Below are 16,998 nucleotides of genomic sequence, written 5' to 3' on the forward strand. Positions count from 1 at the left end.
CCTCCATCCCCTGGCGTGCCCCGCTGACCGGACGCGATCCGGACGAGGAGCACCGCGCCTCCACCCCGCTGGAGCTGCTCTTCGACCTGAGCTTCGTCGTCGCGGTGGCGGCGGCCGCCGCCTCGCTGCACCACGAGCTGAGCGCCGGTCACTTCGACGGCCTGGTCGGCTACGCGATGGTGTTCTTCGCGATCTGGTGGGCCTGGCTGAACTACAGCTGGTTCGCGAGCGCCTACGACACCGGCGACGTGACCTTCCGGCTGATGACGTTCACCGTCCTAGCCGGCGTCCTGGTGCTCGCCGCCGGGATCCAGGACATCTTCAAGGACGAGCCGGACTTCACGATCGTGGTGATCGGCTACCTGATCATGCGCGCGGCCCTGGTCCCGATGTGGTTGCGGGTCGCCCGCGACGACCCGCGCGTCCGCAACGTCGCGCTGCGCTACGCCGCGGGCATCGTCGTGGTCCAGGTGTTCTGGGTCGGGCGCCTCTGGATCCACGAGGACCACTGGATGCTGATCACCTTCGTCGCGCTCGCGGTGACCGAGATGGCGATCCCGTACTGGGCCGAGATGACCGGCGACGCGTCGACCCCCTGGCACGTCGAGCACATCGTCGAGCGGTTCCAGCTGTTCACGATCATCGTCCTCGGCGAGGTGATCCTGGCGACCACCCAGGCGATCTCGGCCACGCTGGACGGGCACGGGCTGTCGGCGGACCTGACCATGGTGATCGCCGGCGGGCTGCTGCTGGTGCTGTCGCTGTGGTGGATCTACTTCAAGCGGTCGCTGATCGAGTGCATCCACGGGCGCAACGGGTTCCTGTTCGGCTACGCGCACTACTTCCTGCTCGGCGCGGTCGCGGCCGTCGGAGCCGCCCTTGCTGCGAACGTCGACCTGGTCGAGCACGAGGCGCACGGGCTCAGTCACCAGGGCGCCGTCCTGGCGCTGGCGACCGCGGTCGCCGTCTACGTGCTCGGACTCGGCGTGATCCACGCGTTCGGCGAGGGAAGCCTGCGCCCGCTCCGGGCACCGCTGGTGGTGACCGCACTCCTCTACGCCGCAGCGCTGGTCGCCACCAACGCGAGCCACCATGTCGGGCCGGGCGTGCTGGCGGTGGGGATCGTGCTCACCGGGGCGGTCGTCGACCACCAGGTCCGCGGTTCAGCGGGTCAGCAGGGGATCCAGCGCGACGGCGACGAATAGCAGTGACAGGTACAGGTTCGACCAGTGGAAGAGCCGCATCGGCCGGATGTCGGTGAGCTCGTCGCTCTTCCGGGCCCGCAGCCACATCAGGTGCGCCTCGACCAGGAACGTCGCGCCGAGCACGACCGCGGCGATCGGGTAGACCAGACCGGTGTCCGCCACCGGCCAGAGCAGCAGCGAGACCGCCACCATCACCCAGGAGTAGGCGACGATCTGCTTCGCCACGTCCACGCCTGAGCGCACCACCGGCAGCATCGGGACGTCGACAGCGGCGTAGTCCTCGCGGTACCGCATCGCCAGGGCCCAGGTGTGCGGAGGCGTCCAGAAGAACACCACCAGGAAGAGCACCACCGGCGCCCAGGCCAGCTCGTTGGTCACGGCCGTCCAGCCGATCAGTGCCGGGAAGCAGCCGGCCAGGCCGCCCCAGACGATGTTCTGAGTCGTCCGCCGCTTGAGCAGCATCGTGTACACGAAGAGGTAGAAAGCCCCGGCCCCGACCGACAACCCGGCCGAGAGCCAGTTGACGAAGAACCCGAGGACCAGCGTCGAGATCGCGATCAGCGCGACACCGAAGACGAGCGCCGCCTTGGGCGAGACGATGTGCCGCGGCAGCGCACGACGACGGGTCCGTCGCATCTGCTCGTCGATGTCGCGGTCGTAGACGCAGTTCAGCGCACTTGCACCGCCGGCCGACAGCGCTCCGCCGATCACGGTCGCGACGACCAGACCGAGCGAGGGCACGCCGCGGTGCGCGAAGAACATCACCGGCACCGTGGTGAGCAGCAGCAACTCGATGACCCGGGGCTTGGTCAGCCCGACGTACGCCGCCACCACGTCCCGCAGGGAGGCTCCACCAGGCGTCTGTCCGGTGACGGACGCGTGGGAGTCGACCGCGGTCACGCAGGCCTCGCCTTCATCGAATGGACAACGCCACGCAGTCTATCGGTGCCGGGTTTCGGGGGGCGAACCGGCGTGGGTAGGCTCGTCCACATGAGCCCCGCACGCACCCCGCTTGAATGGTCAGACCTCGACAAGCGGGCCGTGGACACCGCTCGCTGCCTGGCGATGGACGCCGTCCAGAAGGTCGGAAATGGGCACCCGGGCACCGCGATGAGCCTGGCGCCGGCGGCGTACCTGCTCTTCCAGAAGCGGATGCGGCACCACCCCGCCGATCCGACCTGGGCTAACCGGGACCGGTTCGTGCTCTCCTGCGGGCACTCCTCGATCACGCTGTACACGCAGCTCTTCCTCGGCGGCTTCGGCCTCGAGCTGGACGACCTGAAGGCGCTGCGCACCTGGGGCAGCCTGACGCCGGGCCACCCCGAGCACGGCCACACGGCGGGGGTCGAGACCACCACCGGCCCCCTGGGACAAGGCGTCGCCAACGCCGTCGGCATGGCGCTCGCTGCCAGGCGCGAGAAGGGCATGTTCGACCCGGACGGCGTGGACGGCCCCTTCGACCACCACGTCTACGCGATCTGCTCCGACGGCGACCTGGAGGAGGGCGTCAGCGCGGAGGCCTCCTCCATCGCCGGCCACCAGCAGCTCGGCAACCTGACGTTGATCTACGACGCCAACCGGATCTCGATCGAGGGCGACACCCACATCGCCTTCACCGAGGACGTCGCGAAGCGCTACGAGGCCTACGGCTGGCACGTCCAGCACGTCGACTGGACCCACGGCGGCGACCACACCGACGGCGAGAACTACTTCGAGGACGTGCCGGCGCTCTGGGACGCGCTGAACGCCGCCGAGGACGTCACCGACCGGCCCAGCCTGATCGTGCTGAACACGATCATCGCCTGGCCGGCGCCGAAGGCCCAGAACACCGAGGCCTCGCACGGGTCCGCGCTGGGCGACGAGGAGATCGCGGCCACCAAGCGGGTCCTCGGCTTCGACCCGGAGCAGACCTTCGAGGTGCCCGAGGAGGTCCTCGCGCACACCCGCGGCCTGCTCGACCGGGGCGCCGCGGCCGTCAAGGAGTGGGACCAGCAGTTCCAGGCCTGGGCCGAGGCCAACCCCGAGCGCAACGCCACCCTGGAACGGCTGAAGACCCGGTCGCTCCCGGCCGGCTGGGACGCCGACCTGCCGACGTACCCCGCCGATGCCAAGGGCGTGGCCACCCGGGTCGCCTCCGGCGAGGTGATCAACGCGGTCGCGGCGCACCTGCCCGAGCTCTGGGGCGGCTCGGCCGACCTCGCCGGCTCGAACAACACCACGATCAAGGGCGCCCCCAGCGTGACGCCCACCGAGTTCCAGAACCACGACTGGACCGGCAACCCGTACGGCCGCGTCCTGCACTTCGGCATTCGCGAGCACGCGATGGGCTCGATCATGAACGGCGTCACGCTGCACGGCGGCACCCGGATCTTCGGCGGCACGTTCCTGGTCTTCTCCGACTACATGCGCCCGGCGGTCCGGCTCGCCGCGCTGATGAAGCTCCCGACCATCTACGTCTGGACCCACGACAGCATCGGCCTCGGCGAGGACGGCCCGACCCACCAGCCGGTCGAGCACGTCGCCAGCCTGCGGGCGATCCCCGGCCTGGACGTGGTCCGGCCGGCGGACGGCAACGAGACCGTCGCCGCCTGGGCGGCCACCCTCGCGATCACCGACCGCCCGGTCGCCCTCGCGCTGACCCGCCAGAACGTCCCGACGGTCCCGCGCGGCACGGACGGCTACGCGACCACCGAGGGTGTCGCCCGTGGCGCCTACACCCTGATCGACGCCGACGGCGAGCCCGATGTGATCCTGATCGGCACCGGTTCCGAGGTCCAGCTGGCGGTCGCCGCCCGCGAGCAGCTCGCCGCGAAGGGCGTCCAGGCCCGGGTCGTCTCGATGCCGTGCCGCGAGTGGTTCGACGCCCAGGACGAGGCCTACCGCACCACCGTCCTGCCCCGGAACGTCAAGGCCCGGGTCAGCGTCGAGGCCGGTATCGCCCAGGGGTGGCGTGACATCGTGGGCGACAGCGGTCGCAGCGTCTCGCTGGAGCACTTCGGCGGCTCTGCGGACTTCAAGACGCTGTACGCCGAGTTCGGGATCACCGCCGAGGCCGTCGTCCTGGCAGCCGAGGAGAGCATCAAGGCCGTGGAGGCCACCGCACGCTAGAGGAGAAGGTCACATGTCCGATCGTCTGAAGCAGCTGTCCGATGCCGGCGTGTCCATCTGGCTCGACGACCTGTCCCGCGAACGCCTGGAGACCGGCAACCTGGCCGAGCTGGTCAAGTCCTCCTCGGTCGTCGGGGTCACCACGAACCCGTCGATCTTCGCCGCGGCGCTCGCCGACGGCGAACGGTACGACGACCAGGTCCGGCAGCTGGCCGCCGACGGCGCCGACGTGAACCGCACCGTCTTCGAGCTCACCACCACCGACGTGCGGAACGCCTGCGACGTGCTCCACGACGTCTGGGCCGCCACCGGCGGCGTGGACGGCCGGGTCTCGATCGAGGTCTCCCCCGACCTCGCCGACGACACCGCGGGCACCATCGCCGAGGCCCGGAAGCTCTGGGACGCCGTCGGCCGCGAGAACCTGCTGATCAAGATCCCCGGCACCGCAGCGGGATGCCCGGCGATCACCGCGACCCTGGCCGCTGGGATCAGCGTCAACGTCACCCTGATCTTCGGGCTCGACCAGTACGCCGACGTGATGGAGGCCCATGTCGCCGGCCTCGAGCAGGCGGCGGCGAACGGCCACGACCTCGCCACGATCCACTCGGTGGCAAGCTTCTTCGTCTCCCGCGTCGACACCGAGATCGACAGCCGGCTGGAGAAGACGGGGGCCGACGCGGCTCTCCAGGGCCGAGCAGGCGTCGCCAACGCCCGTCTCGCCTTCGAGGCCTTCGAGACGTTCTACGCCACCGACCGCTGGGCCGCGCTTGAGGCGAGCGGCGCCCGCCGGCAGCGCCCGCTCTGGGCCTCCACGGGCGTCAAGAACCCGCAGTACGACGACACGATGTACGTCGTCGACCTGGTCGTCGAGGACACCGTGAACACGATGCCGGAGAAGACCATGCAGGCCGTCGCCGACCACGGCGTGGTCGCCGGCGACCGGGTCCGGCCCTTCTACGACGACGCCCGCGCAACCCTGCAGCAGCTCGCCGCCGCCGGCATCGACTACGACGACGTGATCGACGTGCTGACCCGCGAGGGCGTCGAGAAGTTCGTCACGGCCTGGCAGGACCTCCTCGGGACGGTCCAGGCGAGCCTGGAGGCCGCGGCCCGATGAGCGGGGGCGCCGACCTGGGGCACGCGGTCGAGCTGGACGTCACGCACCCCGACCGGGCCGCCTACGACGCGGTCGTCGCCGACCTGGTCGCGGACGAGGTCGCCTCGCAGATCGCGGCTCGGGTCCCCACCCTGTGGGGACCGGCTGCCGAGGCCGAATCCGCCAAGCGCCTCGCCTGGGTCGGCCTCGCCGCCGAGTCCCGGCCCCTGGTGAGCGAGATCGAGCAGCTGCGCCAGGAGCGGGCAGCACAGGGCCAGGACCACGTCGTCCTCTGCGGCATGGGCGGATCCTCGCTCGCGCCCGAGGTGATCGCTGCGGCGGCCGGCGTCGAGCTGACGGTCCTGGACTCCTCCGACCCGGACTACGTCCGCAGCGCCCTCGCGGACCGCCTGGAACGCAGCATCGTGGTCGTCTCCAGCAAGTCCGGCAGCACCGTCGAGACCGACAGCCAGAAGCGGGCCTACGAGCAGGCGTTCCGCGAGGCGGGGCGCAACCCCGTCGACCACCTGGTGATCGTCACCGACCCCGGTTCCCCGCTTGACGTCGCCGCCACCGCGGACGGCTACCGGGTCTTCCACGCCGACCCGGACGTCGGCGGCCGCTACTCGGCGCTGACCGCCTTCGGCCTGGTGCCCAGCGGACTGGCCGGCGCCGACATCGGCGCCCTGCTCGACGAGGCCGAAGCGATCCGACCGGCCCTCGAGGCCGACGACGCGGCGAATCCGGGTCTCCGTCTAGGAGCCCTGCTGGGCGCGGCGAACCGGAACGGCGTCGACAAGATCGTCATCGCCGAGCACGGCGAGCGCACGACCGGCTTCGGCGACTGGGCCGAGCAGCTGATCGCCGAGTCCACCGGGAAGGACCGCAAGGGCATCCTGCCGGTCGTCGTACCGGCCGTCTCGGCACCGAACTTCACCCCGAGCACGCCGGACAGCCTCCTCGTCACCGTCGGCACCCCGTCCGACGAGGCGAAGCCGGCGTCCGGCTACGCGGCGACGGTCCGAGCCCCGCTCGGCGCCGAGATGCTGCTCTGGGAGTACGCCGTCGCGATCGCCGGCCGGCTGATCGGCATCGACCCGTTCGACCAGCCCGACGTGGAGAGCGCCAAGAAGGCCGCCCGGGAGATGCTCGACGGTGCCGGCGCGCCCGCGAAGCCGGCGTTCGTCGACCGCGGCGTCGAGGTCTACGCCTCCGACGGTCTGCTGGAGGGGTCGAGCACCGTCGCCGACGCGGTGCACGCGCTCTTCGACCGGATCGACCCGGACCGGGGCTACCTGGCGGTGATGGCCTACCTGGACCGCAAGCGGCACGCCCACCTCGCACACCTGCGCGAGCACCTCGCGCTGCGCACCGGACGGCCGACGACCTTCGGCTGGGGACCCCGGTTCTTGCACTCGACCGGGCAGTACCACAAGGGCGGCGCCCCGACCGGGGTCTTCCTGCAGATCACCGGCGCCCCGGTCGCGGATCTGCCGATCCCGGACCGGCCGTTCACCTTCGGCGAGTTCATCCGCGCCCAGGCGATCGGGGACGCGCGCGTGCTCGCCGACCACGGTCGTCCGGTCCTCCGGCTGCACCTGACCGACCAGCGCCAGGGCCTGGACGTCCTCCGCGAGGCGCTGCGATGACCGACCAGCCGGTCAACCCGCTCCGGGACCCGGCTGACCGCCGGCTCCCGAGGATCGCCGGCCCGTGCGGAATGGTGCTCTTCGGCGTCACCGGCGACCTGTCCCGCAAGAAGGTGATGCCGGCGATCTACGACCTGGCCAACCGCGGCCTGCTGCCGCCGGGGTTCAGCCTGGTCGGGTTCGCCCGCCGCGACTGGGCCGACGAGGACTTCGCGCAGATCGTGCACGACGCCGTCCGCGAGCACTCCCGCACCGAGTTCCGCGAGGAGGTCTGGAACCAGCTGGCCGAGGGGTTCCGGTTCGTCCAGGGCGATTTCGACGACGACGTGGCGTTCGACCAGCTCCGCCGTACGATCGAGGAGCTCGACCAGGCCCGCGGTACCCGCGGCAACCACGCCTTCTACCTGGCGATTCCGCCGACCTTCTTCGGCGCGGTCGCGGCCCAGCTCAAGGAGCACGGCCTCGCCGAGCCGAACCCCGGCCAGTGGCGCCGGGTGGTCGTCGAGAAGCCCTTCGGCCACGACCTCGCGTCGGCGCGGGAGCTGAACGACATCCTCGGCCAGGTCTTCGACTCCGGCTCGATCTTCCGGATCGACCACTACCTCGGCAAGGAGACCGTCCAGAACATCCTGGCGATGCGGTTCGCGAACAACCTCTTCGAACCCGTCTGGAACTCCAACTACGTCGACCACGTCCAGATCACCATGGCCGAGGACGTCGGTATCGGCGGCCGGGCCGGCTACTACGACGGCGTCGGCGCCGCCCGCGACGTCATCCAGAACCACCTTCTCCAGCTGATGGCACTGGTCGCGATGGAGGAGCCGACCGCGTTCGACGCCGAGAGCTTGCGGGTCGAGAAGCTCAAGGTGCTCAGCTCGATCACGCTCCCCAAGCGCCTCGACCTGTCCACCGCACGTGGTCAGTACGCCGCCGGCTGGGCGGGCGGCCAGCAGGTGATCGGGTTCTGCGAGGAGGACGGCATCGCGAAGGATTCGGCGACCGAGACCTACGCGGCCGTGACGCTGAATGTCGAGACCCGGCGTTGGGGCGGCGTTCCCTTCTACCTGCGCACCGGCAAGCGCCTGGGCCGCCGGGTCACCGAGGTCGCGATCGTCTTCAAGAAGGCACCGCACCAGCCGTTCAGCGCCACCGCCACCGAGGAACTGGGCCAGAACGCCATCGTGATTCGGGTGCAGCCCGACGAGGGCATGACCATCCGGTTCGGCTCCAAGGTGCCCGGGACGGCGATGGAGATCCGGGACGTGAACATGGACTTCGCGTACGGCGGGTCCTTCACCGAGGCTTCCCCCGAGGCCTACGAGCGGCTGATCCTCGACGTGCTCCTCGGTGATCCACCGCTGTTCCCGCGGCACGAGGAGGTCGAGCTCTCCTGGAAGATCCTCGACCCGATCCTGGCGCACTGGGCCGCCAAGGGCAGGCCGGAGCCCTACGCCTCCGGCGGCTGGGGACCGGCCGGCGCGGACAAGATGCTGGCACGTGACGGCAGAGCGTGGAGGCGGCCATGAGAGAACTCCTCGACACCAACGCGAGCGCGATCGCCGCCGAGTTCGTCCGGGCGCGGACCAAGTCGGGCAGTCCCGCCATGGGCATGGTGATGACGCTGGTCATCGTCGTCGACGAGGACGCCTCCCAAGAGGCCCTCCAGGCGGCCCGCAAGGCCTCGCGCGAGCACCCGGCGCGCGTGCTCGGCGTCATCCTGGGTGACGCCCGCGGCAAGCCCGCGGTCAACGCCCAGGTCGGCATCGGCGACAACTGGACCGGCGAGACCGCGATGATCCGGCTCTCCGGCGAGGTCGTCCGGCACCCGGAGTCGGTGGTGCTCCCGCTGCTGCTCCCGGACTCCCCGGTCGCGATCTGGTGGCCCGCCGACTCCCCCGCGGACCCGGCGGCGGACCCGCTCGGCCGGCTCGCCCAGCGCCGGATCACCGACGCCGCCGCGGCCACGAAGTCCAAGACCAGGGCAATGAGCACGCAGTGCGCGAGCTACACCAAGGGCAACACCGACCTGGCCTGGACCAGGATCACCCCGTGGCGCGCCCTGCTGGCCGCGGCCCTGGACCAGCAGCCCCTGAAGGTTCGCCGGGCGAGCGTGACCGCGGAGCGGATCAGCCCGAGCGCCGACCTGCTCCAGGCCTGGCTCAGCGACCGCCTCAAGGTCCCGGTGGACCGCAAGAACTCGGCGGGCCCCGGCATCACCGAGGCCGTCCTGGAGACCAGGGAAGGGCCGATCCGGATCAGCCGCAAGGACGGTCGGCTGGCGACCTTCAGCTCCCCCGACCGTCCGGACCGGCCGGTGGCGCTCCGGCGTCGCGAGCTCCCGGACCTGCTCGCCGAGGAGCTGCGCCGGCTCGACGAGGACGACGTCTACCAGGCGACCGCGAAGCGCCTGCTCAAGCTGCACTCCAAGGCCTGACCGAGCGTGCGCGACGTCGTAGCTCGACACGACCCGGCGTCCGTCGCCGACGAGGTGGCCCGGCGCTTCCTCGAACGGATGGCGGAGGCGCAGGCACGCGGCGAGAACCCCGACGTAGCCCTGACCGGCGGCACTGTCGCCCGGCTGGTCCACCGGCGGATCGCCGAGCTCGCGCCCGAGCACGCCGTGGACTGGACCCGGATCACCTTCTGGTTCGGAGACGAGCGGTTCGTGGCCGCCGACAGCCCGGAGCGCAACGCCGACCAGGCCCGCGCGGACCTCCTCGATGCCGTCGGCGCCACCCGCGTCAACGAGGTCCCCGCCAGCGACCAGGCCGGGAGCGCCGCGGAGGCCGCCGACGCCTACTCCGCGAGCCTCCGTAGCGAGGGCAGCGGCGAGTTCGACCTGGTGATGCTCGGGATGGGCCCTGACGGCCACGTCGCCTCGCTCTTCCCCGGTGCCGCCACGCTCACCGACCACGACCACATCGCGGCTCCGGTCACCGACTCCCCGAAACCACCGCCGGAGCGGGTCACCCTGACCTTCGACGCGCTCAACCGCAGCCGCGCCGTCTGGTTCCTGGTCACCGGCGCGGAGAAGGCGGCTGCGACCGCCCGCGCCTGGGCGTTCGAGGGCACCGTCGCCGAGACCCCGGCGCGCGGCATCTCCGGCCCGTCGATCACCTGGTACGTCGACCAGGCGGCGGCCGGCCTCAGTCGATCAGACTGATCACCATGCCGATGAACCCCACCGGCAGCAATCCGAGGACGACCCCGAGGGTGAGCCCGCGCACGGTCGCCCGGCCCGCCTCGGTGGTGACTGCGGCCAGCATCGCCCAGCAACCGGCCAGCGCGATGCCGCCGACGAGGAACATCCGCTGGAGGCCGTGCATGGTCTCCTCGACCGTGGCGAGCACCACGATGCCGACGACCAGGACGAGCACTCCGGCGGCCGCGACGGCGCGCCGATCGGTCGGCTTCTCGACCGGGTCGGCCATCAGAAGATGACTTCGCCGTTCTTCCGCTTCGTCCGCAGCGTCTGAAGGGCCTCTTCGAGGATGTCCTTCGCCTCCGCGTCGGAGCGGCGCTCCTTCACGTACGCCAGGTGGGTCTTGTACGGCTCCACCTTCTTCGGCGGCGGCGGGTTGTCGGAGTCGACACTGGACGGCAGCCCGCACTTCGGGCAGTCCCACGACTCCGGGACCTGCGCCTCGACGGCGAACGCGATCAGCGTGCGGTGCTCCTGGGAGCAGAAGTAGGTGACGTTCTGCCGCGGTGCGGCCTCGCCGCGCTCGGCTTCGCCCATCGGGCCCGCGCCGACGCGGCTGCCACGAATGGCGCTTCCTCCGCCGGCCATGTCAGCTGTTGGACTTCAGCAGGAGTCCCAGACCGATGACGCAGGCGAACCAGACCAGGCCGATCCCGACCGTGATCCGGTCCAGGTTGCGCTCGGCGACGGAGGAGCCGCCGAGACCGCTGGAGACGCCGCCACCGAACATGTCGGACAACCCGCCACCACGCCCCTTGTGCAGCAGCACCAGGAGGATCATGAGCAGGCTCGAGACGACGAGCAGAATCTGGAAGACGGTGATCACGGCTGGAATCCTAACTGACGCGGGCGACGATCACAGGATCGGCATGTCGTAGAAGCGGCAAATCCCGCCGAACTCGTCGGCCTGCAGGCTCGCACCGCCGACCAGGGCGCCGTCCACGTCGGGCTTCGCCATGATGCCGGCGACGTTCGAGGCCTTCACCGAGCCGCCGTACAGCAACCGCACTCCGGCGGCGGCGTCGTCGCCGAAGGACTCGGCCACGCGGGCGCGGAGCGCGGCGCAGACCTCCTGCGCGTCCTCGGGGGTGGCGACCTCGCCGGTGCCGATCGCCCAGACCGGCTCGTAGGCGACCACCAGGGAGGCGATCTGCTCGGCCGTGAACCCGGCGAGCGACCCGTCCAGCTGAGCGACCGTGTACGCGACGTGCTCGCCGGCCTTGCGGACCTCGAGGCCCTCGCCGACGCAGACGATCGGGGTCATCCCGGCAGCGAGCGCCTTGTGCGCCTTGGCGTTGACCAGGGCGTCGTCCTCGGCGTGGTACTCGCGGCGCTCGGAGTGCCCCACCACCACGTAGGAGCAGCCGAGCTTGGCGAGCATCGATGCGGAGACCTCGCCGGTGTAGGCGCCGTCGTCGTGCACCGAGATGTCCTGGGCGCCGTACCGGATCTGGAGCTGGCCGCCGTCGACGGTGGTCTGCACCGAGCGGATGTCGGTGAACGGCGGGACGACGACCACCTCGACCTTGCCGAAGTCGTGCTTCTTGTCGGCGAGGCCCAGGGCGAGCTTCTGGACCAGGTGAACCGCTTCGTGGTGGTTGCAGTTCATCTTCCAGTTGCCCGCCATCAGCGGGGTGCGCCCGGAGGCAGTCTTGGCCATCTCGTTCCTCAGCTCAGTACGTCGATCCCGGGGAGCGCTTTGCCCTCCAGGTACTCCAGCGAAGCGCCGCCACCGGTGGAGATGTGGCCGAACTGGTCGTCGGCGAACCCGAGCTGCCGTACGGCGGCCGCGGAGTCGCCGCCACCCACCACCGAGAGCCCGGGAACCGTCGTCAGGGCGGCTGCCACGGCACGGGTGCCCTCGGCGAACGCAGCCTGCTCGAACACGCCCATCGGGCCGTTCCAGAACACGGTGCGCGCGTCCGCGAGCGCGGCGGCGAACAACCGGGAGGACTCGGGCCCGATGTCGAGCCCGACCTTTCCGGCCGGGATCGCGTCGGCGGCAACGACCTGGGCGGACGCCTCGTCGCCGAACGCGTCGGCGACCACCACGTCGACCGGCAGCAACAGCTCGACGCCGGCCTCCTTCGCCCGGGCCAGGTAGTCCAGGCACACCGGGATCTGGTCCTCCTCCAGCAGCGAGGTGCCGATCTCGTGGCCCTGCGCCTTCAGGAAGGTGAACAGCATCCCGCCGCCGATGAGCAGCTTGTCGGCCTTTCCGAGCAGGTTGTCGATGACGCCCAGCTTGTCGGAGACCTTCGAGCCGCCGAGCACCACGACGTACGGACGCTCCGGCTCCTCGGTCAGCCGGCGCAGCACCGACAGCTCCGCGGCGACCAGCCCGCCCATGGCCGACGGCAACCGCGTCGCGATGTCGTAGACCGACGCCTGCTTGCGGTGCACCACGCCGAACCCGTCGCTCACGAACGCGTCGCCGAGCGCGGCGAGCTCGTCGGCGAACGCACCGCGCACGGCGTCGTCCTTCGACGTCTCGCCGGCGTTGAACCGGACGTTCTCCAGCAGCGCCACCTGTCCGTCTGCAAGACCAGCGACGACCGACTGGGCCGAAGGCCCGACCGTGTCGGACGCGAACGCGACGGCGGAGCCGAGCAGCTCCCCCAGCCGAGCAGCCACGGGAGCCAGCGAGTAGGCAGCATCGGGCGCACCGGAAGGCCGGCCGAGGTGCGCCATCACCACGACCCGTGCCCCGGCCGCCGACAACGCGGAGATCGTCGGCAACGAGGCCCGGATCCGCCCGTCGTCGGTGATCCGGTCGCCGTCCAGCGGCACGTTCAGGTCAGAGCGGACCAGGACCCGGCGACCACGGAGGTCGCCGAGCTCAGCGAGCGACGACATATCAGAGCGAGGCGCCGACGTACGTGATCAGGTCAGCGAGTCGGTTCGAGTAGCCCCACTCGTTGTCGTACCAGCCGGCGACCTTGACCTGGTTGCCGATGACCTTGGTCAGCGGCGCGTCGAAGATGCACGAGGCCGGGTCGGTGACGATGTCCGAGGAGACGATCGGGTCGGTCGAGTACTTGAGGAACTTGCCGTCGGCGGCAGCCTTCACGATCTCGTTGACCTCCTCGACCGAGGTCTCGCGCGCGGCCTCGAACGACAGGTCGGTGAGCGAGCCGGTCGGGGTCGGGACACGCAGGGCGTAGCCGTCGAGCTTGCCCTTGAGCTCGGGCAGCACCAGGCCGATGGCCTTGGCCGCACCGGTGCCGGTCGGGACGATGTTGATCGCGGCGGCGCGGGCACGGCGCAGGTCGCTGTGGATGTTGTCCTGCAGGTTCTGGTCCGCGGTGTACGCGTGGATCGTGGTCATCAGGCCCTTGTTGATGCCCAGGCCGTCGTTGAGCGCCTTCGCCATCGGCGCGAGGCAGTTGGTCGTGCACGACGCGTTCGAGATCACCGTGTGCGCGGCCGGGTCGTAGAGCTCGTGGTTGACGCCCATCACGACGGTGATGTCCTCGTTGGAGGCGGGCGCGGAGATGATGACCTTCTTGGCACCGGCGTCGACGTGCGCCTTCGCCTTGGTCGCGTCGGTGAAGAAGCCGGTGGACTCGACGACCACGTCGACACCCAGGTCGGCCCACTTCAGGGCGGCCGGGTCGCGCTCGGCGGAGACTGCGATCCGCTGCGAACCGACCACGATCGTCGAGCCGTCGACGGAGACGTCCGCGTCCAGGCGACCGAGGATCGAGTCGTACTTCAGCAGGTGCGCCAGCGCCTTCGGGTCGGTCAGGTCGTTGACACCGACGATCTCGATGTCAGCGCCGGACGCACGGACGGCACGGAAGAAGTTGCGGCCAATGCGGCCGAAGCCATTGATTCCGACGCGAACAGTCACAGCGATCTACTCCTGGGGGCATGCGGGAAGAAGGGGTCCGTTCGACCCTATCTCAGGCCTCTTCGGCGAGCATCTCCGGCGTCAGCGACGCCTCGGTGTCCGGGATGCCGAGTTCCTCTGCCTTCTTGTCCGCCATCGCCAGCAACCGCCGGATCCGGCCGGCGATCGCGTCCTTGGTCAGCACCGGGTCGTGCAGCTGACCGAGCTCCTCGAGCGAGGCCTGCTTGTGCTCGAGCCGGAGCTGACCGGCGAGCGCGAGGTGGTCGGGGATGTCCTCGCCGAGGATCTCCAGCGCCCGGTCCACCCGGGCACCGGCTGCTACTGCGGCGCGCGCCGACCGGCGCAGGTTCGCGTCGTCGAAGTTCGCGAGCCGGTTCGCGGTGGCCCGCACCTCGCGGCGCATCCGGCGCTCCTCCCAGGCCAGGAGCGACTCGTGGGCGCCGAGCCGGGTCAGCAGCTGACCGATCGCGTCCCCGTCCCGGATGACCACCCGGTCGACACCGCGGACCTCGCGCGCCTTCGCCGAGATCCCCAGCCGACGAGCGGAACCCACCAGGGCGAGGGCGGCCTCAGGACCGGGGCAGGTGACCTCCAGCGAGGACGAGCGCCCTGGCTCGGTCAGCGACCCGTGCGCCAGGAACGCACCGCGCCACGCGGCGACGGCGTCGCATCCCGACCCCGACACCACCTGCGGCGGAAGCCCGCGCACCGGTCGGTTGCGCTGGTCGATCAGGCCGGTCTGCCGCGCGAGGGACTCACCCTCCTTGGCGACCCGGACGATGTAGTGGGTGCCGCGCCGCAAGCCGTTGCCCTTGAGCATCACGACCTCGGAGTCGTGCCCGAAGACCTCGTGGATGTCCTTGCGCAGCCGACGAGCCGCGGCACCGGTGTCCAGCTCGGCCTCGACCACGATGCCGCCGTTGACCAGGTGCAGCGAGTCAGCGAACCGGAGCATCGAGGAGACCTCGGACTTCCGGCAACATGTCTTGGTGACCGCCGTGTTGGCCAGCTCTGCCTTCACCTGTGCCGTCATCGCCATGCGCGCCACCTTAGTTCGCTCCGAGTATCGCCGCATAGGCGCGGGCAAGTTTCTCAGGATCATGCTGCCCGTCGCTCCCCGCCAGGGCGACGTCCGCCAGCACCAGCTCCGCCCCGAGAGCGGCACAGGCCGAGCGGAGCGAGGCTTCCTCGCCGACCGACCCGGCGTCCGCGAGCACGACCGACACCCGCAGATCGGGAGCATGGCGGTGCAGCGCGGCCAGGTGGTCCGCAGGCGTGTACCCGTCGGTCTCCCCCGCCTGCGCGACCAGGTTGAGGTTGACGACGACGCGCGCCGACGTCGCTCCGAGGGCGGTCCGCAGACCGGGCACCAGCAGGTGCGGGATCACCGACGAGTACCAGGACCCCGGCCCGATCACGACCCAGTCGGCCTCGGCGATCGCCTGCACGGCCTCGGGGCAGGCCTCGGGAGCAGCCGGCTCCAGCCGTACGTCGAGCACCTTGCCGGCCGCGGTCGCCACCGCCACCTGCCCCCGGACGACGGCGACCTCGCCCGAGGCGTCGCGCACCTCGGCGGCGATGTCCAGCGGCGTCAGCGCCATCGGCAGCACCCGCCCACGGGCGCCGAGCAGTCCGCCGACCCAGTCGAGGCCGGCGACCTGGTCGTCGAGCAGCTCCCACAGCGCCACGATCAGCAGGTTCCCGACCGCGTGCCCATCCATCGACCCGTCCGAGGAGAACCGGTGCTGGAGCACCTTCGCCCAGGTCTGGCCCCACCGGTCGTCGCCGCACAGGGAGGCCAGCGCCATCCGCAGGTCACCGGGCGGCAGCACCCCGAACTCCTCGCGCAACCGTCCCGAGGAGCCGCCGTTGTCGGCCACGGTCACCACCGCGGTCAGGTCGGAGGTCAGCCGGCGCAGGGCGGCCAGCGAGGCGGACAGCCCGTGGCCACCGCCCAGCGCCACCACGGCCGGGTCGTCGGACCACGGCATCACTCGCGCCCGAGATCCCGGTGCGTGGCCTCGGCGTCGATGCCGAGCGCGCGCAGCCGGGAGGCGATCTCCTCGGACATCGCCACGCTGCGGTGCTTGCCCCCGGTGCAGCCGATCGCCACCGTCATGAACCGCTTGCCCTCCCGCAGGTAGCCCTCGCCGACGGTCTCGATCACCGGCAGGTACCGCTCCAGGAACGCCTGCGCGTCCACGCGCTCCTTCACGAACGCCGCGACCGACGGGTCCTGCCCGGTGAGCTCCTTGAGCTCGGGCACCCAGAACGGGTTGGGCAGGAAACGCATGTCCGCGAGCAGGTCGGCGTCGACCGGGACGCCGTACTTGAAGCCGAAGGAGACCACGGTGACCTTGAGCCCGACGGCCTCCGGCGACCCGTACGCCGCAGCGACCTTGTCCTTGAGCTGGTGCACGTTGAGCGGGGTGGTGTCGATAACCACCTCGGCGTCGCCGCGGAGCTGGGTCATCACCTCGCGCTCGCGGTGGATCCCGTCGAGGAGCCGGCCGCCGCCCTGCAGCGGGTGCGGGCGCCGGGCGGCCTCCTGGCGGCGTACGAGGATGTCGTCGTCGGCCTCGAGGAACAGCACCGAGGCCCTCCGGGTCGGCAGGTGCAGGGTGATCTGCTCGCGCAGCGATCCGAACTCGGTGCCGCCCCGCACGTCGACGACCACGGCGATCGGCTGGGCGCGGCCCATCTTCTCGTCGACCAGTCGCACCACCTCGGTGACGAGCTCGGGCGGCAGGTTGTCGACGACGAAGAAGCCGAGGTCCTCGAGCTCCTTGGCCGCGGTGCTGCGGCCGGCCCCGGTCATCCCGGTGACCACGACGAGCTCCCCCGGGTCGGAGACGACCGGGATCTCGCCGGTGTCCTCGGTCATC

The 16,998-nt window shown here is 70.9% G+C and carries 17 protein-coding genes; 7 read left to right on the top strand and 10 right to left on the bottom strand.

The window, feature by feature from the left end:
* Positions 1-1,205 (top strand): low temperature requirement protein A (locus EFK50_RS21320; RefSeq protein ID WP_246004277.1); only part of this gene is annotated, 1,205 nt, incomplete at its 5' end.
* On the opposite strand, the gene EFK50_RS21325 is transcribed toward EFK50_RS21320, so the two are convergent.
* On the bottom strand, positions 1,164-2,105 hold the full coding sequence (locus tag EFK50_RS21325) for a heme o synthase (protein ID WP_123229632.1): 942 nt from the start codon (positions 2,103-2,105) through the stop codon (positions 1,164-1,166). The genes EFK50_RS21320 and EFK50_RS21325 overlap by 42 nt on opposite strands.
* 90 nt (positions 2,106-2,195) lie before the next feature.
* Between EFK50_RS21325 and tkt the strand changes: the two genes are divergently transcribed.
* The 6 genes from tkt to pgl are packed head-to-tail and all read left to right on the top strand — an operon-like array spanning position 2,196 to position 10,221.
* Positions 2,196-4,313, top strand: a complete 2,118-nt coding sequence (gene tkt / locus EFK50_RS21330) for a transketolase (RefSeq protein WP_123229633.1) — start codon at positions 2,196-2,198, stop codon at positions 4,311-4,313.
* A gap of 13 nt (positions 4,314-4,326) precedes the next feature.
* Positions 4,327-5,430 carry a transaldolase gene (tal, locus tag EFK50_RS21335; RefSeq protein ID WP_123229634.1) on the top strand — a complete coding sequence of 368 codons (1,104 nt, stop codon included), beginning with the start codon at positions 4,327-4,329 and terminating at the stop codon, positions 5,428-5,430.
* Complete coding sequence (locus EFK50_RS21340) at positions 5,427-7,058, top strand: glucose-6-phosphate isomerase (protein ID WP_123229635.1); 1,632 nt, start codon at positions 5,427-5,429, stop codon at positions 7,056-7,058. Before tal ends, EFK50_RS21340 begins: the two co-directional genes overlap by 4 nt.
* Complete coding sequence (gene zwf, locus EFK50_RS21345; RefSeq protein ID WP_123229636.1) at positions 7,055-8,584, top strand: glucose-6-phosphate dehydrogenase; 1,530 nt, start codon at positions 7,055-7,057, stop codon at positions 8,582-8,584. Before EFK50_RS21340 ends, zwf begins: the two co-directional genes overlap by 4 nt.
* Positions 8,581-9,492 carry a glucose-6-phosphate dehydrogenase assembly protein OpcA gene (locus EFK50_RS21350; protein WP_123229716.1) on the top strand — a complete coding sequence of 304 codons (912 nt, stop codon included), beginning with the start codon at positions 8,581-8,583 and terminating at the stop codon, positions 9,490-9,492. The genes zwf and EFK50_RS21350 overlap by 4 nt, the downstream gene beginning before the upstream one ends.
* A gap of 6 nt (positions 9,493-9,498) precedes the next feature.
* Positions 9,499-10,221, top strand: a complete 723-nt coding sequence (gene pgl / locus EFK50_RS21355) for a 6-phosphogluconolactonase (protein WP_123229637.1) — start codon at positions 9,499-9,501, stop codon at positions 10,219-10,221.
* Here pgl and EFK50_RS21360 read toward each other — a convergent pair.
* From EFK50_RS21360 to rapZ, 9 genes are read right to left on the bottom strand one after another with little or no spacing between them, the layout of a single operon-like run.
* Positions 10,205-10,489 (bottom strand): hypothetical protein, encoded by a 285-nt coding sequence (locus tag EFK50_RS21360; protein ID WP_123229638.1) that lies wholly within the window; start codon positions 10,487-10,489, stop codon positions 10,205-10,207. The genes pgl and EFK50_RS21360 overlap by 17 nt on opposite strands.
* Complete coding sequence (locus EFK50_RS21365) at positions 10,489-10,848, bottom strand: RNA polymerase-binding protein RbpA (RefSeq protein WP_123229639.1); 360 nt, start codon at positions 10,846-10,848, stop codon at positions 10,489-10,491. The genes EFK50_RS21360 and EFK50_RS21365 overlap by 1 nt, the downstream gene beginning before the upstream one ends.
* Position 10,849: 1 nt before the next feature.
* Positions 10,850-11,086 carry a preprotein translocase subunit SecG gene (gene secG / locus EFK50_RS21370; RefSeq protein ID WP_123229640.1) on the bottom strand — a complete coding sequence of 79 codons (237 nt, stop codon included), beginning with the start codon at positions 11,084-11,086 and terminating at the stop codon, positions 10,850-10,852.
* A gap of 30 nt (positions 11,087-11,116) precedes the next feature.
* A complete protein-coding gene (tpiA, locus tag EFK50_RS21375; protein ID WP_123229641.1) occupies positions 11,117-11,920 on the bottom strand; it encodes a triose-phosphate isomerase in 804 nt (267 codons plus the stop codon).
* Positions 11,921-11,928: 8 nt separating this feature from the next.
* Complete coding sequence (locus EFK50_RS21380) at positions 11,929-13,116, bottom strand: phosphoglycerate kinase (protein WP_123229642.1); 1,188 nt, start codon at positions 13,114-13,116, stop codon at positions 11,929-11,931.
* A 1-nt stretch (position 13,117) separates the two neighbouring features.
* Positions 13,118-14,113: a type I glyceraldehyde-3-phosphate dehydrogenase gene (gap, locus tag EFK50_RS21385; RefSeq protein ID WP_123229643.1), complete on the bottom strand. Its 996-nt coding sequence runs from the start codon at positions 14,111-14,113 to the stop codon at positions 13,118-13,120.
* A gap of 52 nt (positions 14,114-14,165) precedes the next feature.
* A complete protein-coding gene (whiA, locus tag EFK50_RS21390) occupies positions 14,166-15,152 on the bottom strand; it encodes a DNA-binding protein WhiA (protein ID WP_123229644.1) in 987 nt (328 codons plus the stop codon).
* A 10-nt stretch (positions 15,153-15,162) separates the two neighbouring features.
* On the bottom strand, positions 15,163-16,104 hold the full coding sequence (locus EFK50_RS21395) for a gluconeogenesis factor YvcK family protein (protein ID WP_123229645.1): 942 nt from the start codon (positions 16,102-16,104) through the stop codon (positions 15,163-15,165).
* Positions 16,104-16,997 carry an RNase adapter RapZ gene (gene rapZ / locus EFK50_RS21400; RefSeq protein WP_123229646.1) on the bottom strand — a complete coding sequence of 298 codons (894 nt, stop codon included), beginning with the start codon at positions 16,995-16,997 and terminating at the stop codon, positions 16,104-16,106. The genes EFK50_RS21395 and rapZ overlap by 1 nt, the downstream gene beginning before the upstream one ends.
* Position 16,998: the final 1 nt, after the last annotated feature.

Source organism: Nocardioides marmoriginsengisoli (genome assembly GCF_003725695.1).
Taxonomy (GTDB): Bacteria; Actinomycetota; Actinomycetes; order Propionibacteriales; family Nocardioidaceae; genus Marmoricola; species Marmoricola marmoriginsengisoli.

Excerpts from the sequence above, each read along its gene's own strand:
- tkt (WP_123229633.1), top strand. The coding sequence starts at position 2,196 with ATGAGCCCCGCACGCACCCCGCTTGAATGGTCAGACCTCGACAAGCGG.
- tal (WP_123229634.1), top strand. The coding sequence starts at position 4,327 with ATGTCCGATCGTCTGAAGCAGCTGTCCGATGCCGGCGTGTCCATCTGG.
- EFK50_RS21340 (WP_123229635.1), top strand. The coding sequence starts at position 5,427 with ATGAGCGGGGGCGCCGACCTGGGGCACGCGGTCGAGCTGGACGTCACG.
- zwf (WP_123229636.1), top strand. The coding sequence starts at position 7,055 with ATGACCGACCAGCCGGTCAACCCGCTCCGGGACCCGGCTGACCGCCGG.
- EFK50_RS21350 (WP_123229716.1), top strand. The coding sequence starts at position 8,581 with ATGAGAGAACTCCTCGACACCAACGCGAGCGCGATCGCCGCCGAGTTC.
- EFK50_RS21360 (WP_123229638.1), bottom strand. The coding sequence starts at position 10,489 with ATGGCCGACCCGGTCGAGAAGCCGACCGATCGGCGCGCCGTCGCGGCC.
- EFK50_RS21365 (WP_123229639.1), bottom strand. The coding sequence starts at position 10,848 with ATGGCCGGCGGAGGAAGCGCCATTCGTGGCAGCCGCGTCGGCGCGGGC.
- tpiA (WP_123229641.1), bottom strand. The coding sequence starts at position 11,920 with ATGGCCAAGACTGCCTCCGGGCGCACCCCGCTGATGGCGGGCAACTGG.
- EFK50_RS21380 (WP_123229642.1), bottom strand. The coding sequence starts at position 13,116 with ATGTCGTCGCTCGCTGAGCTCGGCGACCTCCGTGGTCGCCGGGTCCTG.
- whiA (WP_123229644.1), bottom strand. The coding sequence starts at position 15,152 with ATGGCGATGACGGCACAGGTGAAGGCAGAGCTGGCCAACACGGCGGTC.
- EFK50_RS21395 (WP_123229645.1), bottom strand. The coding sequence starts at position 16,104 with ATGCCGTGGTCCGACGACCCGGCCGTGGTGGCGCTGGGCGGTGGCCAC.
- rapZ (WP_123229646.1), bottom strand. The coding sequence starts at position 16,997 with ATGACCGAGGACACCGGCGAGATCCCGGTCGTCTCCGACCCGGGGGAG.